Below are 14,038 nucleotides of genomic sequence, written 5' to 3'. Positions count from 1 at the left end.
GTCCCAGCACCACCCACCCGAGCACACCTGAACACCGAGGAGACAACCTGTGAAGAGCGCCGTCGAGACCTTGACCCCGACCCGGGCCAAGCTGACCGTCGAGGTGCCCTTCGAGGAGCTCAAGCCGAGCCTCGACGCGGCCTACAAGAAGATCGCCCAGCAGATCAACGTCCCCGGCTTCCGCCGCGGCAAGGTCCCCGCCGCGATCATCGACCGGCAGGTCGGCCGCGAGGTCGTCCTCCAGGAGGCCGTGCAGGACCTCGTGCCGCAGAAGTACATGGAGGCGCTCCAGGAGAACGACCTGCAGCCGCTCGCCCAGCCCGAGATCGAGGTCACCAACCTCGCCCCGGACGAGCAGCTCGAGTTCACCGCCGAGGTCGACGTCAAGCCGACCATCGAGCTGCCGGAGTACGACGGCATCGAGGCCGGCGTCGACGACCTCGAGGTCACCGACGCCGACGTCGAGGAGCAGGTCGCCGCGCTGCGCGAGCGCTTCGGCACCCTCTCCGACGTCGAGCGCCCCGCCGCCGACGGCGACTTCGTGGTCATCGACCTCCTCGCCACCCAGGGCGGCGAGCCCGTCGAGGGCGCCGAGGTCAGCCAGATGAGCTACCAGGTCGGCCGCGGCGGGATGATCGAGGGCCTCGACGAGGCCCTGCTCGGCCTGTCGGCCGGCGAGGACAAGGTCTTCACCACCCAGCTCGTCGGTGGCGACCTGGTCGGCGAGGACGTCGAGGTCAGCGTGCGCGTCAGCCAGGTGCAGGAGCAGGAGCTGCCCGAGCTCGACGACGACTTCGCCCAGGAGGCCTCGGAGTTCGACACCTACGAGGAGCTCACCGAGGACGTGCGCGACCGGCTGCGCAACGGCAAGCGCCTCGAGCAGGCCGCCGCCGCCCGCGACGCCGTCCTCGAGGTCCTCCTCGAGAAGGTCGACGTGCCGCTGCCGGAGTCGGTCGTGGCCGAGGAGCTCACCGCCCGTCGCCAGAGCGTCGAGCAGCAGCTCGCGCAGGCCGGGATGACCATGCAGGCCTACCTCGACGACGAGGGCCAGACGGTCGACGAGTTCGAGGCCGACCTGGAGAAGCGGGTCCGCGACGCGGTCGCCGCCCAGTTCATCCTGGACGAGATCGCCAAGAAGGAGGAGCTCGGCGTCGACCAGAACGAGCTCTCCCAGCACCTCGTGCGTCGCGCCCAGCAGTCCGGCCAGGACCCGCAGGAGTTCGCGAACCACATGTTCGCGCACAACCACATCCCCGACCTGGTCCAGGAGATCCTGCGGGGCAAGGCGCTGGCCTCCATCGTCGAGTCCGCCACCGTCACCGACGCGTCCGGCAACGTGGTCGAGATGCGCAACCTGCGCCCCGACGGCAGCATCGCCTCCGCCGAGGAGGTCGCTGCGGCCGAGGCTGCCGACGCCGGGGACGAGTCGGTCGAGGACGACGCGGACGGGTCCGCCGAGGACGTCCAGGGCGCCGAGGGCGCCGAGGGCGAGACCGCCGAGGACGACACCACCAAGGAGTGACGCCCGGCCGATCCGGTGCACGCCTGTGCACCGGATCGGTTAGCGTGGGGGGATGACCTCCGTCGCCCCCGCCCCCGGCGCGTCCGTGCTGGATGCGCTGTCGCTGCTGGCGCAGGTCGCCGACGAGCTGGTCGTGCGCAGCGCCCGGGACACGCACCTGGCGATCGCCGACCGGGCGCACCGGGTGACCCGCAGGGCGACCTTCGGCGTCTCCGCCGTGCCCGAGGTGGCCCACCGCGGCATCGCCTCCGCGGTGTACGCCGGCCTCGGGGCCGGTCTCCGGGCGACCTCGGTCGGCCTGGACCGGCTCGCGGCCACGGGCGCCGGGCCGCGGCTGGAGGACCACCCCCGGGGCCGCTTCGTGTCCTCGGCCGTCAACGGCCTGATCGGGGACCGGCTGCTGCAGGAGCGCCCGCAGCTGGCGATCCCGCTGGCGGTGCGCGTGCACCACCGCGACGTCGAGCCCGACCCGGTGCCGCTGGCCGCGGCGTTCCCGGAGGCCACCGGCGACCTCGTGTTCTTCCTGCACGGGCTCTGCGAGAGCGAGGAGGCCTGGGGCCTGCACCGCGCCAGCGTGGGCACGACCTACGGCGAGGCGGTGACCGCCCGCGGCTGGACCCCGGTCTTCCTCCGGCTCAACTCGGGGCTGCCGCTGCGCGAGAACGGCGTCGCGCTCGCCGCCCTGATGCAGCGGGTCGTCGACGCCTGGCCGGTCCCGGTGCGCCGGGTCGTCCTGGTCGGCCACTCCATGGGCGGCCTGGTGGTGCGCGCCGCCGGCGCCGTGGCCCCCGCACCCCCGGACTCCGGGCGGGCCTGGGCGGAGCTGGTCAGCGACGTCGTCACCCTCGGCACGCCCCACCTGGGCGCCCCGGTGGCCTGGGGGGTCGGGCACGGCTCGCGCGGCCTCGGGCTGCTGCCGGAGACCGCGGCGTTCGGCCGCATCCTCGACTGGCGCTCCCAGGGCGTGCACGACCTGGTGGCCGGGCTGACCTCCGACGTGCCGCCGTGGCCGCACGCCCGGTACCACCTGGTGGCGGCCACCCTGACCCGCGAGCAGCGGCACCCGGTGGGGGACCTGGTCGGCGACGTCCTGGTCCGGCCGCGCTCGGCGTACGGCCGGGACCGTCGCGGGGCCGAGCTGTTCCCGGGCGCGGACGTGCTCCACGTCGGCGGCACCGACCACTTCGGCCTGCTCAACCACCCCGACGTCCACGCCGCCCTGGGCCGGTGGCTCGACGCCGCCGAGGTCGGGCGGGGATGATCGCGCGGTGACCTCCGACCGAGACCCCTCTCCAGCGTCGTCCGCGTCGTCGTCGTCCGCCGCTCGTGAGCTGCGCGCGGAGCAGGTGGTCGACGCGCCGCCCGCCGCGGTCTGGGCGACGCTGGCCGACGTCGCGCGGATGGGGGAGTGGAGCCCCGAGCTGGTGACCATGCGCCCGCTGCTGCCGGGCGGGCTGCGGGTCGGGCAGCAGTACCTCGGGATCAACCGGCGCGGGGTCGTGGTCTGGCCCACCCGCTCCGTGGTGGCCGAGCTCGAGCCCGGCCGGCTGCTGTCGTGGGACACGCGCACCAGCGGCGCCCGCTGGATCTGGGAGCTGGAGCCGACCGGCGACGGGCGGACCAGGGTCGTGCACCGCCGGCCGGTGCCCCGGGGGCTCACCGGGCTCAGCCGGCTGGCGGCGCCGCTGCTGCTCGGCGGCACCGACGCCCACGCCGACGAGCTCGAGGCCGGCATGGCCCGCACGGTCGAGCGGATGGCCGCCGCGGCGTCCGCGTCCGCTGTTGGCGAACAGGGCCCGACCACCCGTGGTTCGGGGCCCGACGCGGGCTAGTGTCGGCCGGGTGAACGACTACGAGACCCGACCTGGCGAGGGCCTCCCGCAGATGAACGGCGGGGCAGGACTCAACGTGCTCGACGACCACATCTACCAGCGGCTGCTGCGCGAGCGCATCGTGTTCCTCGGCTCCGAGGTGCGCGACCAGAACGCGAACGCGATCTGCGCCCAGCTGCTGCTGCTCTCGGCCGAGGACCCCGAGGCCGACATCTTCCTGCACATCAACAGCCCCGGTGGCTCCGTGGACGCCGGCATGGCGATCTACGACACCATGAACTACATCCCCAACGACGTCGCGACCGTCGGGATGGGCCTGGCGGCCTCGATGGGGCAGTTCCTGCTCTGCGCCGGCGCCAAGGGCAAGCGGTACGCGCTGCCGCACGCGCGGATCATGATGCACCAGCCCTCCTCGGGCATGGGCGGCTCCGCCTCGGACATCAAGATCCAGGCGCAGCAGTCGCTGCACATCAAGAAGGTGCTGCTCGACCTCATCGCCGAGCACACCGGCCAGGACATCGAGCAGGTCATCGCCGACGCCGACCGCGACCGCTGGTTCACCGCCGACCAGGCCATGGAGTACGGCCTGGTCGACAAGGTGGTCAAGAACGCGCGCGACGCCGCCGACGAGGGCCGACCGGCCCACACGAAGGACTGACGACATGAGCTACTACATCCCCCAGTGGGAAGAGCGCACCTCCTACGGCGTGCGTCGCATCGACCCCTACGGCAAGCTGTTCGAGGACCGCATCATCTTCCTCGGCACCCCGATCTCCGACGACGTCGCCAACGCGGTGATGGCGCAGCTGCTGTGCCTGGAGTCCCTGAACCCCGACCAGGACATCCAGATCTACATCAACTCCCCGGGCGGCTCCTTCACGGCGCTGACCGCGATCTACGACACGATGCGGTTCATCAAGCCCGACGTGCAGACGGTCTGCCTCGGTCAGGCCGCCTCGGCGGCCGCGATCCTGCTCGCGGCGGGGGCCCCCGGCAAGCGCCTGGCCCTGCCCAACAGCCGGATCCTGATCCACCAGCCCTACACCGAGGGCACGTTCGGCCAGACCTCGGACATCGAGATCCAGGCCAACGAGATCCTCCGGATGCGCGAGCTGCTCGAGACGATGATCAGCGAGCACAGCGGTCGCGACATCGAGCAGGTCAGCCGCGACATCGAGCGCGACAAGATCCTGACGGCCGCGCAGGCCAAGGACTACGGCCTGATCGACGGCGTGCTGGACTCGCGCAAGGGCACCCCGGCGCTCGCCGGGACCTGAGCACCACCCCCGTGTCACCCGCCGGTCCCGGGGGTGGCACGGGGTACCGTTCCATGGTTGTACGTCCGTCTAGAGGGGAGATCGCCGGTGGCCCGGATCGGTGACGGGGGTGACCTGCTGAAGTGCTCCTTCTGCGGGAAGAGCCAGAAGCAGGTCAAGAAGCTGATCGCCGGCCCCGGTGTGTACATCTGCGACGAGTGCATCGACCTGTGCAACGAGATCATCGAGGAGGAGCTGAACGAGGGCTCCGAGGTCGGTCTCGAGGAGCTGCCGAAGCCGAAGGAGATCTTCGACTTCCTCAACTCCTACGTCATCGGGCAGGAGCAGGCCAAGAAGTCGTTGGCGGTCGCGGTCTACAACCACTACAAGCGGGTCCAGGCCGGGGTGGTCCCGGCCGGCGGCAAGCACAGCAAGGACGAGGTCGTCGAGGTCGCCAAGTCCAACATCCTGGTGATCGGGCCGACCGGGTGCGGCAAGACCTACCTGGCCCAGACCCTCGCGCGGATGCTGAACGTGCCCTTCGCGATCGCGGACGCCACGGCGCTGACCGAGGCCGGCTACGTCGGCGAGGACGTCGAGAACATCCTGCTCAAGCTGATCCAGGCCGCCGACTACGACGTCAAGAAGGCCGAGACCGGGATCATCTACATCGACGAGATCGACAAGGTGGCCCGCAAGGCCGAGAACCCCTCGATCACCCGCGACGTGTCCGGTGAGGGCGTGCAGCAGGCGCTGCTGAAGATCATCGAGGGCACCAGCGCCTCGGTGCCTCCGCAGGGCGGGCGCAAGCACCCGCACCAGGAGTTCATCCAGATCGACACCACCAACATCCTGTTCGTGGTGGGCGGGGCCTTCGCGGGCCTCGAGCACATCGTCGAGCAGCGGGTCGGCAAGAAGTCGCTCGGGTTCACCGCCGAGGTGCGCGGCCAGGCCGAGCGCGAGGCGACCGACCTGCTCTCCCAGGTGCGCCCCGAGGACCTGACCAAGTTCGGCCTGATCCCGGAGTTCATCGGCCGGCTCCCGCTGATCGCCAGCGTCAACAAGCTCGACCAGGAGGCCCTGGTGCAGATCCTCACCGAGCCCCGCAATGCGCTGGTCAAGCAGTACAAGAAGCTCTTCGAGCTCGACGGCGTCGAGCTCGAGTTCACCGACGAGGCGGTCCTCGCCATCGCCGACAAGGCGATGGAGCGGGGCACCGGCGCCCGTGGGCTGCGCGCGATCATCGAGGAGGTCCTCCTCTACGTCATGTACGACGTCCCGTCGCGCGCCGACGTCGCCAAGGTCGTCATCACCCGCGAGGTGGTCGACGACGAGGTGGCCCCGACCCTGGTGCTGCGCGAGGCCGAGCCCAAGAAGAAGAAGTCCGCCTGAGGCCGGCGACGCCCCCGGGTCGTCCCGGGGGCGTCGCCTGCTAGTCACTTCGAGTCATTTCTGCTGTTCTGGTCGGTGCGTGGCGGCGGTGGCCCGACAATGGGCTCGGGTCGTCACGACCTCATGACCTGCGGGGGCAGCGAACAATGAGCAAGAACCAACGAGCACCGTTCCTGGTGTTCTGCATGGTGGCGGTCCTGTGCGGCTTCGTCATGGTCGCCACGGCGCGTGGGGAGGCGTCACCGGTGCCGATCGACGCGCGCACCTTCGCCACCCGGCTGATCGAGAGCGCCCCGCTCGGCGGGTCCCGGCTCCGCGAGTCGGACACGCCCGACGCGTCCGCGCAGAACGGTGCCGCGTCGGTCCTGGACGCCACGGCCGGCTCGGACGGCTCCGAGCTGACCGCGGCTGACCTGCCCAGGACGGCGATCACCGGCGGAGCGTCCTCGAGCGAGGGCGCGTCCACGTCCGGCCCCGTCTCCGGCCCCGTCTCCGGCACCACCTCGGGCGGACGCTCGGGACCGGTGGCCGCGGGTTCGTCGGACGGCCAGGAGACCGTGGCGCAGGGGTCCGCGGGCCCCGCCTCCGGCCCGGCAGGTGGCACCGCTGGCGCAGCCGTCGGCGGCGACGGGGCCGACGGGGCCGACGGGAGCGACGACCCGGCCGAGGGGCCGGCACCCACCGACCCGGCCTCGCAGCCGGAGGCCGCACCGGCCGCGCCCTGGACGCCGCCGGTGAAGGGTGGCAGCCCGGCCTTCGGTGCCCCGGACGGTGCGGGCGACGGTGGCCCCGAGGACGAGGGTCCGTCGGTCGGCGGCAGCCCGGCCCCGCCGCCGGCCCCGGCGGTCCCGGCCGCGCCCGCGCTCCCGATCGTGCCGCCGCTGCCGCCGATCGTGTGCGAGCCGCGCGTCGAGGAGGAGGGGCCGAGCGCCGTACCGGTGGAGCCCGCCGAGCCCGCCACCCCCGTCGAGCCGGCCACCCCGGTCGAGCCGGCCACCCCGGTCGAGCCGGCCGAGCCGGCCTCCCCCGTCGAGCCGGCGGAGCCGGCCGGGGCCCCCGCGCCCGCCGCCTGACCACGCAACTCCTGCCAGCACGACAGCAGCGGATCACTGCCACCAGGTGGCAGTGATCCGCTGCTGTGTGTCCCGGGCGGCGTGCCGCCGGGTCAGGCCTGCGGGGCCCCGGGTGCCTCGGGGGCGACCTCGGCCGTGACGAGGATCTCGGAGCGGCTGTCGTCGGCCACGAAGGTCATCTCGCCCGTCACGCGGCCGGCGGCCCGGAGGTCGGGCTCGGCGGTGGCGGCGGCGTCGACGAGCTGCTGCGGTCCGCGGACCTCCACCCGCCCCAGCGGGGTGCGCATCGACACCTTGGCCTGGGACTTCGCGCCCCGGATGCCGGCCAGCGTCGAGGCCACGGCGTCCAGCGACGACGGGTCGGCGGCGGCGGGGGCGCCGAGGTCGGCCACGACCGGCCAGGCGGCGTGGTGCACCGAGCCCGGTCGCCACCACGACCAGACCTCCTCGGTCACGTAGGGCAGGAACGGGGCCAGCAGGCGCAGCTGCACCTCCAGGGCCAGGGCGAGCGTGGCGCGTGCCGACGCGGTGGGGGAGCCGCCGTCCTCGGCGTAGGCCCGCTCCTTGACCAGCTCGAGGTAGTCGTCGCAGAACTCCCAGAAGAAGCGCTCGGTCACCTCGAGGGCGGTGGTGTAGTCGTAGGCGTCGAAGGCCTCGGTCGCGCGGGTCACGACGGTGGCCAGGCGGCCCAGGAGCGCGCAGTCGACGGGCTCGGCGACCTCGAAGGCGTTCCGCGAGGTGGCGCCGACGTTGCCGAGCACGAAGCGGGACGCGTTGAGGACCTTCATCGCCAGCCGGCGCCCGACCTTCATCTGGCTCTCGTCGAAGGGCGAGTCCAGGCCCGGGCGCGACATCGCCGCGCGCCAGCGGACCGCGTCGGCGCCGAACCGGTCGAGGATGTCGGTGGGGACCACGACGTTGCCCTTGGACTTCGACATCTTCTTGCGGTCCGGGTCGACCACGAAGCCCGAGATCAGCGCGTGGCTCCACGGGGCCACGCCGTTCTCGAAGTGCGCGCGCACGACCCGCGAGAACAGCCAGGTCCGGATGATGTCGTGGGCCTGGGTGGCCAGGTTCATCGGGAAGACCCGCTCGAACAGGTCGGGGTCGCTCTCCCAGCCGCCGGCGATCTGCGGCGTCAGCGAGGAGGTCGCCCAGGTGTCCATCACGTCGGGGTCGCCGACGAACCCGCCCGGCTTGCCGCGGGTCGACTCGTCGTACCCGCGCGGGGCGTCGGTCGAGGGGTCGACCGGCAGCTCGGCCTCGGTCGGCATCAGCGGGTGGGCGTGGTCGGGCTCGCCCTCGTCGTCGAGGGGGTACCAGACCGGAAAGGGGATGCCGAAGAACCGCTGCCGCGAGATCAGCCAGTCGCCGTTCAGCCCGCCGACCCAGTTGTCGAAGCGGTGGCGCATGTGGGTGGGGACCCAGGTGATCTCGGCGCCGCGCTCGAGCATCTCGGTGCGCAGGCCGACGTCGCGGCCGCCGTTGCGGACGTACCACTGGCGGGTGGCGACGATCTCGAGCGGCTTGTCGCCCTTCTCGTAGAAGTTCGCCATCCGCTGCGTCGGGGTGGGCTCGCCGTCGAGGTCGCCGGCCTCGCGGAGCAGGCGCACGGTCTCCTCGCGGGCGGAGAAGACGGTCTTGCCGGACAGCCCGTCGTACGCCGCCGCGCCCGGGCCCTCGAGCCAGCCGGGGGTCTCGCGGGTGAAGCGGCCGTCGCGGCCGATCACGGTGCGCACCGGCAGCTGCAGCTCGCGCCACCAGGTGACGTCGGTGAGGTCGCCGAAGGTGCAGCACATCGCGATGCCGGCGCCCTTGTCCATCTCCGCCGCCGGGTGCGCCAGGACCGGGATCTCGACGCCGAAGACCGGTGAGGTCACGGTGGTCCCGAACAGGTCGGCGTACCGCTCGTCGTCGGGGTGGGCGATCAGCGCCACGGCGCTGACGATCAGCTCGGGGCGCGTGGTCTCGACGTGCACCGGCGTCCCGTCCGCGCGGTGGTAGGCCACGCGGTGGTACGCGCCGGCGTAGTCGCGGGCCTCGAGCTCGGCCTGGGCGACCGCGGTCTGGAAGGTGACGTCCCAGAGCGTCGGCGCCTCCTGCAGGTACGCCTCCCCACGCGCGAAGTTGCGCAGGAAGGCGCGCTGGCTGGCGACCTGCGCCTTGGGCCCGATCGTCGTGTAGTGCTGGCTCCAGTCGACCGACAGTCCGAGCCGGCGCCAGAGCGCCTCGAAGACCTGCTCGTCCTCGACGACGAGGCGCTCGCAGAGCTCGACGAAGTTGGGCCGGCTGACCGGCACCTGCTTCTTGGGGTCGGGCTTCTCCGGCGGGGTGAAGTCGGCGTCGTAGGGCAGCGAGGGGTCGCAGCGCACGCCGTAGTAGTTCTGCACCCGGCGCTCGGTGGGCAGGCCGTTGTCGTCCCAGCCCATCGGGTAGAACACCGACTTGCCCTGCATCCGCTGGTAGCGGGCGATCAGGTCGGTGTGGGTGTAGGAGAAGACGTGCCCGACGTGCAGGCTCCCGCTCACCGTCGGCGGCGGGGTGTCGATCGAGAAGACGTTGCTGCGCGGCTGGGTGCGGTCGAAGGCGTAGGTGTCGTCGGCCTTCCAGCGCGCCGACCAGGTCTCCTCCAGGCCCTCCAGGGCCGGCTTGTCCGGTACGACGACGGCACCGGTGGCGGTGCTCGTCGGGTCCGGGGCCTGCTGCTGGGTGTCGGTCATGGCACCCAGCCTACGGTCGGGAAACCCGGTGCGCCGCCACCGGTCCGCGTCCTAGCCTCGGCCCGGTGGACACCGCCGAGCCGTACGCCCTGACCTTCACCGAGGACCCCGCCCGGCTCCTGGCCGAGGCCGGGCCGCTGCTGGCCGCCGAGCCGGTGCTCACCTCGGTGCTGTCGGTGTGGACACGCCTCGCCGCGGCCGGGGGAGTCGCACCCCCGGCGCCCGGCGTGCCGCGGTGGTGGCTGGTCGTGCACGGGCCCGGCGGCGAGCCGGTCTCGGTCGCGATGCGGACCATGCCGCACCCGCCGTACGCCCCCTGGGTGCACGCGATGCCGGACGCGGCCGCGGTGGCCCTGGCCGGCGCCCTGCACGACCGCGGCGAGGAGGTGACGGCCGTGAACGGGGCGCTGCCAGCCGCCCGGGTGGTGGCCGAGGAGACCGCGCGGCTGACCGGCCGGACGGCGCGGGTGCACGAGCGGCTGCGGCTGCACGTCCTGGGCGAGCAGCGCCCGCCGCGGCCGGCGCCGGGCGCGCTGCGACCGGTGCGCGAGGACGAGCTCGACGAGCTGGCCCGGTGGTGGGCGTCGTTCCAGCGCGAGGTCGACCGGGCCGCGGGCCGCGATGCCGGGGCCGACGCGGATCCTGACCTGGTGTCGCTGCGGTCCAAGGTCCGCGCCGGCGTCGTGTGGTGGTGGGAGGACGAGGGGCGCCCGGTCTGCCTCGTCGGGGCCAACCCGCCCGCCGAGGGGGTGGCCCGGATCGGGCCCGTGCTGACCCCCGAGGCGCTGCGCGGACGGGGGTACGCCGGCAACGCCGTGCACCAGGTCGCCGCGCTGCTGCGGGCCGGCGGGTCGCAGGTCTGCCTGTTCACCGACCAGGCGAACCCGGTCTCGAACCGGCTCTACGCCGGGCTCGGGTTCGAGGCGTACGTCGACACCGCGTCCCTGCGCGTGGAGTGAGGTCGCGGGCGTGCGGGCCGTGGCGGGCACCCGCCTAGACTGGCGGTGATGACAGACGTGCCCGACCCCGACGCCCCCCGCCTCGCCCAGACCCTGGCCGAGGTGGAGGACGCCCTGCTCTCCCGGTGGCCGGAGACCCGGCTCGAGCCCTCGCTCGACCGGATCCGGGCGTTCACCGAGCTGCTGGGCGAGCCCCAGCGCGCCTACCCGGTGATCCACCTGACCGGCACCAACGGCAAGACCTCCACGGCCCGGATGGTCGACGCGCTGCTGCGCCAGCTGGACCTGCGGACCGGGCGCTTCACCAGCCCGCACGTCGAGAGCATCACCGAGCGGATCAGCATCGACGGCGAGCCCCTGGACGCCGACGGGTTCGTGCGCGCCTTCAACGACGTCGCCCCCTTCACCCACCTCGTCGACGCCGCCGAGACGCACCCGCTGTCGTTCTTCGAGACCGTCGTCGCGATGGCCTTCGCCGCCTTCGCCGACGCCCCCGTCGACGTCGCCGTCGTCGAGGTCGGGATGGGCGGGTCGTGGGACGCCACGAACGTCGCCGACGGCGCGGTCGCGGTGCTGCTGCCGATCGCGGTCGACCACGCCCGCTACCTCGGCGACTCCGCCGCCGCGATCGCGACGGAGAAGGCCGGCATCATCAAGCCCGGCGCGACGGTGGTCGTGGCCGACCAGGAGCCCGACGTGGTCGCGGTCGTGCTGGCGCGGGCCGTCGAGGTCGGTGCCACGGTGGCCCGCGAGGGCCTGGAGTTCGGCGTGGTCTCGACGCTGCCGGCGGTGGGCGGCCAGATGGTCTCGCTGCAGGGCCTGCGCGCCCGCTACGACGAGGTCTTCCTGCCGCTGCACGGGGCGCACCAGGCGCAGAACGCCGCGGTCGCCCTCGCCGCGGTCGAGGCGTTCGCCGGGGACCAGCCGCTCGACGGCGACCTGGTCGCGGCCGCCTTCGCCGACGTGACGTCGCCGGGCCGGCTCGAGGTCGTGCGCCGCAGCCCCACGATCGTGCTCGACGCCGCGCACAACCCGCACGGCGCGCAGGCGCTGTCGCGGGCCATCGACGACTCCTTCACCTTCGCCCCGCTGATCGGCGTGGTCGGGCTGATGGACGACAAGGACGCCGAGGGCCTGCTCGCCGAGCTCGAGCCGCACCTCGCCCACGTCATCTGCACCCAGAACTCCACCTCCCGGGCCCTGTCGGCCGACGCCCTGGCCGAGGTGGCGCGCACGGTCTTCGACGAGGACAAGGTGACCGTGGCGCCCCGCCTGGCCGACGCCCTCGACCAGGCCGCCGCCCTGGCCGAGGCCGGGGAGGCCTTCGGGGACCCGCTCGGGTCGGGTGCGGTGCTGGTCACCGGTTCGGTCGTCACGGTGGGCGAGGCCCGGACCCTCCTGCTGCCGCCCGGGGCCCGGGGAGGTCGTGAGCGATGAGCACCGCCGAGGACCCCGGGACCCCCGTCGCCCCCACCGCGCGGCCCCAGCGCTCGCCCAAGCGCGGGATGGCCGCGGCGGTGCTGTCGCTGGAGGCGGTCACGCTCGGCCTGACCACCCCGGTGCTGATCGTCATCGCCGAGGTGCCGGCCGGTCCGGCGCTCGCGGTCGGGCTCGGGCTGGCCCTGGTCTGCGTGCTGCTGGCCGGGATGCTGCGCCGACCGTGGGCCTACGGGCTCGGCTGGGCGGTCCAGGTCGTCGCGATCTCGCTGGGCGTCCTGATCCCCGTGATGTTCCTGCTCGGTCCGGTCTTCGCCGCGCTGTGGGCCGGTGCGGTGCTGCTCGGCGACAAGATCGAGCGCGAGCGGGCCGCGGCCTACGACGCCTTCGACCGGGCCCGGGCCGCCGGCGAGGGCTGAGGCCCGAGGCCTCAGGCCAGGCCGCGCACGAGCGCGGCCAGTGCCCGCTCCAGCTCGTCGTCGGTGACCCCGCCGAAGCCGACGACGAGTCCGCGCACCGGCGCCGCGCGGCAGTAGCCCGCGAGCAGGGGCACCTCGAAGCCGGCCAGCCGGGCCGCGTCCCGGGCGGCGACCGCGCGGTCGTGGGGGAGCAGCCACGTCGAGTACATCCCGGCGGTCGGCCCGGCCGCCTCGGCGTACGGCGTCAGCGCCGCGGTGACCAGCGGCGCCCGCTCGGCGTAGACGCGGCGGGCGGTGCGGACCACGCGGTCGAGGTGGCCGTCGCGCAGCAGCGCCCAGAACGCGCGCTGCACCGGCCACGGGGCGGCGTCGTGGGTGACCACGCGCCGGCGCTGGACCGCGTCCGCGAGCCCGGACGGCGCCACCAGCCAGCCCAGTCGCAGGCTCGGCGCCACCGACTTCGCCGCGGTGCCGAGGTAGGCGACGCGGTCGCGGTCCAGCGCGGCCAGCGCCGGGACCGGGGCGACGTCGTAGCGGAACTCGGAGTCGTAGTCGTCCTCGACGACGAGCGCGTCGACCCGGGCCGCCGCGCCGAGCAGCGCGATCCGGTGGGCGGCCGGCATCACGTGGCCGAGCGGGTGCTGGTGCGCCGGGGTCACGTAGGCCGCCACCGCGTCGCCGAGGTCGTCCACCGGGCCCACGGCCGGCAGGTCCCGCACGGGTCGGCCCAGCGCCCGTACCGTCTCGACGGCCGCGCGGTAGCCGGGGTCCTCCAGCGCCACCGGCCCGGGCCGTACCGCGCCGAGCAGGTGCCGCAGCCCGTCCGTGGTGCCGCCGGTGACCGCCACCTCGTCGGGGTGGCACGCCACCCCGCGCGTCCGCCCGAGGCGCTCGGCCAGCGCCGCGCGCAGCTCCGGCAGGCCGCGGGGGTCGTCGTACCCGCGCGGCGGCGTCGCGGTGGACACCTCCCGCCAGGCCCGGCGCCAGCCCGCGGCGTGGCGCGGGTCGATCCACGGCGTGCCGGCGTCGAGGCGGACCAGGCGGTCGGGCGGGGCGCTGGGGGCCGGTCGCGCGCGGGGTGCGGTCGTGGGCCGGTCGGCGGGCGCGGTCGGGGCCACGAACGTGCCCGAGCCGTGGCGTCCCTCCAGCCAGCCCTCGGCGACCAGCTGCTCGTAGGCCTGCGCGGTGACCGCGCGGGAGACCGCCAGCTCGGAGGCCAGCGCCCGGGAGCTCGGCAGCCGGTCGCCGGCGCGCAGCGTGCCGGCCAGGACGAGCGCGCGGACGCGGTCGGCGAGCTGCGCCGGCAGCGGTGCGGCGGCGGTCCGGTCGAGCCGGACCGGCAGTCGTGGCGGGGTGGCGAGCGTCATGTGGCCTGTCGTCCTGGTCGCGAAGTGGCCCGTGCGTACGGTCCACCGAGCCGTCACGCTA

Annotated in this window: 12 protein-coding genes; 10 read left to right on the top strand and 2 right to left on the bottom strand. The window is 73.9% G+C overall.

Annotation, left to right across the window (positions count from 1 at the left end; translation table 11 throughout):
* Positions 1 to 49: 49 nt before the first annotated feature.
* The 7 genes from tig (at position 50) to ENKNEFLB_RS16760 (ending at position 7,075) form a co-directional block, all read left to right on the top strand.
* On the top strand, positions 50 to 1,522 hold the full coding sequence (gene tig / locus ENKNEFLB_RS16790; RefSeq protein WP_214056432.1) for a trigger factor: 1,473 nt from the start codon (positions 50 to 52) through the stop codon (positions 1,520 to 1,522).
* A gap of 52 nt (positions 1,523 to 1,574) precedes the next feature.
* Entirely contained in the window at positions 1,575 to 2,783 is a 1,209-nt protein-coding gene (locus ENKNEFLB_RS16785) for an esterase/lipase family protein (RefSeq protein ID WP_214056431.1), read from the top strand.
* Between the two features lie 7 nt (positions 2,784 to 2,790).
* Positions 2,791 to 3,354, top strand: coding sequence for an SRPBCC family protein (locus ENKNEFLB_RS16780; RefSeq protein WP_214056430.1), 564 nt, complete (start codon positions 2,791 to 2,793; stop codon positions 3,352 to 3,354).
* A gap of 52 nt (positions 3,355 to 3,406) precedes the next feature.
* On the top strand, positions 3,407 to 4,012 hold the full coding sequence (locus ENKNEFLB_RS16775) for an ATP-dependent Clp protease proteolytic subunit (RefSeq protein WP_214059550.1): 606 nt from the start codon (positions 3,407 to 3,409) through the stop codon (positions 4,010 to 4,012).
* A gap of 4 nt (positions 4,013 to 4,016) precedes the next feature.
* The gene (locus ENKNEFLB_RS16770; protein WP_214056429.1) at positions 4,017 to 4,631 is read left to right on the top strand and encodes an ATP-dependent Clp protease proteolytic subunit; all 615 of its coding nucleotides are present in this window, start codon (positions 4,017 to 4,019) and stop codon (positions 4,629 to 4,631) included.
* Positions 4,632 to 4,718: 87 nt separating this feature from the next.
* Entirely contained in the window at positions 4,719 to 6,002 is a 1,284-nt protein-coding gene (gene clpX / locus ENKNEFLB_RS16765; RefSeq protein WP_214056428.1) for an ATP-dependent Clp protease ATP-binding subunit ClpX, read from the top strand.
* A 146-nt stretch (positions 6,003 to 6,148) separates the two neighbouring features.
* Complete coding sequence (locus tag ENKNEFLB_RS16760) at positions 6,149 to 7,075, top strand: hypothetical protein (RefSeq protein ID WP_214056427.1); 927 nt, start codon at positions 6,149 to 6,151, stop codon at positions 7,073 to 7,075.
* Positions 7,076 to 7,167: 92 nt separating this feature from the next.
* Here ENKNEFLB_RS16760 and valS read toward each other — a convergent pair whose 3' ends face one another.
* Complete coding sequence (gene valS / locus ENKNEFLB_RS16755) at positions 7,168 to 9,795, bottom strand: valine--tRNA ligase (RefSeq protein ID WP_214056426.1); 2,628 nt, start codon at positions 9,793 to 9,795, stop codon at positions 7,168 to 7,170.
* Positions 9,796 to 9,860: 65 nt separating this feature from the next.
* Here valS and ENKNEFLB_RS16750 point away from each other — a divergent pair, with 65 nt between their 5' ends.
* The 3 genes from ENKNEFLB_RS16750 to ENKNEFLB_RS16740 are packed head-to-tail and all read left to right on the top strand — an operon-like array spanning position 9,861 to position 12,610.
* Complete coding sequence (locus tag ENKNEFLB_RS16750) at positions 9,861 to 10,754, top strand: GNAT family N-acetyltransferase (protein ID WP_214056425.1); 894 nt, start codon at positions 9,861 to 9,863, stop codon at positions 10,752 to 10,754.
* A 48-nt stretch (positions 10,755 to 10,802) separates the two neighbouring features.
* Positions 10,803 to 12,191 (top strand): bifunctional folylpolyglutamate synthase/dihydrofolate synthase, encoded by a 1,389-nt coding sequence (locus ENKNEFLB_RS16745; protein ID WP_214056424.1) that lies wholly within the window; start codon positions 10,803 to 10,805, stop codon positions 12,189 to 12,191.
* Positions 12,188 to 12,610: a DUF4233 domain-containing protein gene (locus ENKNEFLB_RS16740; protein ID WP_246535621.1), complete on the top strand. Its 423-nt coding sequence runs from the start codon at positions 12,188 to 12,190 to the stop codon at positions 12,608 to 12,610. Before ENKNEFLB_RS16745 ends, ENKNEFLB_RS16740 begins: the two co-directional genes overlap by 4 nt.
* An 11-nt stretch (positions 12,611 to 12,621) precedes the next feature.
* On the opposite strand, the gene pdxR is transcribed toward ENKNEFLB_RS16740, so the two are convergent.
* Positions 12,622 to 13,977, bottom strand: coding sequence for a MocR-like pyridoxine biosynthesis transcription factor PdxR (gene pdxR, locus ENKNEFLB_RS16735; protein ID WP_214056423.1), 1,356 nt, complete (start codon positions 13,975 to 13,977; stop codon positions 12,622 to 12,624).
* Positions 13,978 to 14,038: the final 61 nt, after the last annotated feature.

The organism is Nocardioides aquaticus (genome assembly GCF_018459925.1).
In the GTDB taxonomy this organism is placed as follows: Bacteria; Actinomycetota; Actinomycetes; order Propionibacteriales; family Nocardioidaceae; genus Nocardioides; species Nocardioides aquaticus.
This window is presented reverse-complemented; position numbering and strand designations above follow the sequence as displayed.

Excerpts from the sequence above, each read along its gene's own strand:
- ENKNEFLB_RS16785 (WP_214056431.1), top strand. The coding sequence starts at position 1,575 with ATGACCTCCGTCGCCCCCGCCCCCGGCGCGTCCGTGCTGGATGCGCTG.
- ENKNEFLB_RS16775 (WP_214059550.1), top strand. The coding sequence starts at position 3,407 with ATGAACGGCGGGGCAGGACTCAACGTGCTCGACGACCACATCTACCAG.
- ENKNEFLB_RS16770 (WP_214056429.1), top strand. The coding sequence starts at position 4,017 with ATGAGCTACTACATCCCCCAGTGGGAAGAGCGCACCTCCTACGGCGTG.
- ENKNEFLB_RS16760 (WP_214056427.1), top strand. The coding sequence starts at position 6,149 with ATGAGCAAGAACCAACGAGCACCGTTCCTGGTGTTCTGCATGGTGGCG.
- valS (WP_214056426.1), bottom strand. The coding sequence starts at position 9,795 with ATGACCGACACCCAGCAGCAGGCCCCGGACCCGACGAGCACCGCCACC.
- ENKNEFLB_RS16745 (WP_214056424.1), top strand. The coding sequence starts at position 10,803 with ATGACAGACGTGCCCGACCCCGACGCCCCCCGCCTCGCCCAGACCCTG.
- ENKNEFLB_RS16740 (WP_246535621.1), top strand. The coding sequence starts at position 12,188 with ATGAGCACCGCCGAGGACCCCGGGACCCCCGTCGCCCCCACCGCGCGG.
- pdxR (WP_214056423.1), bottom strand. The coding sequence starts at position 13,977 with ATGACGCTCGCCACCCCGCCACGACTGCCGGTCCGGCTCGACCGGACC.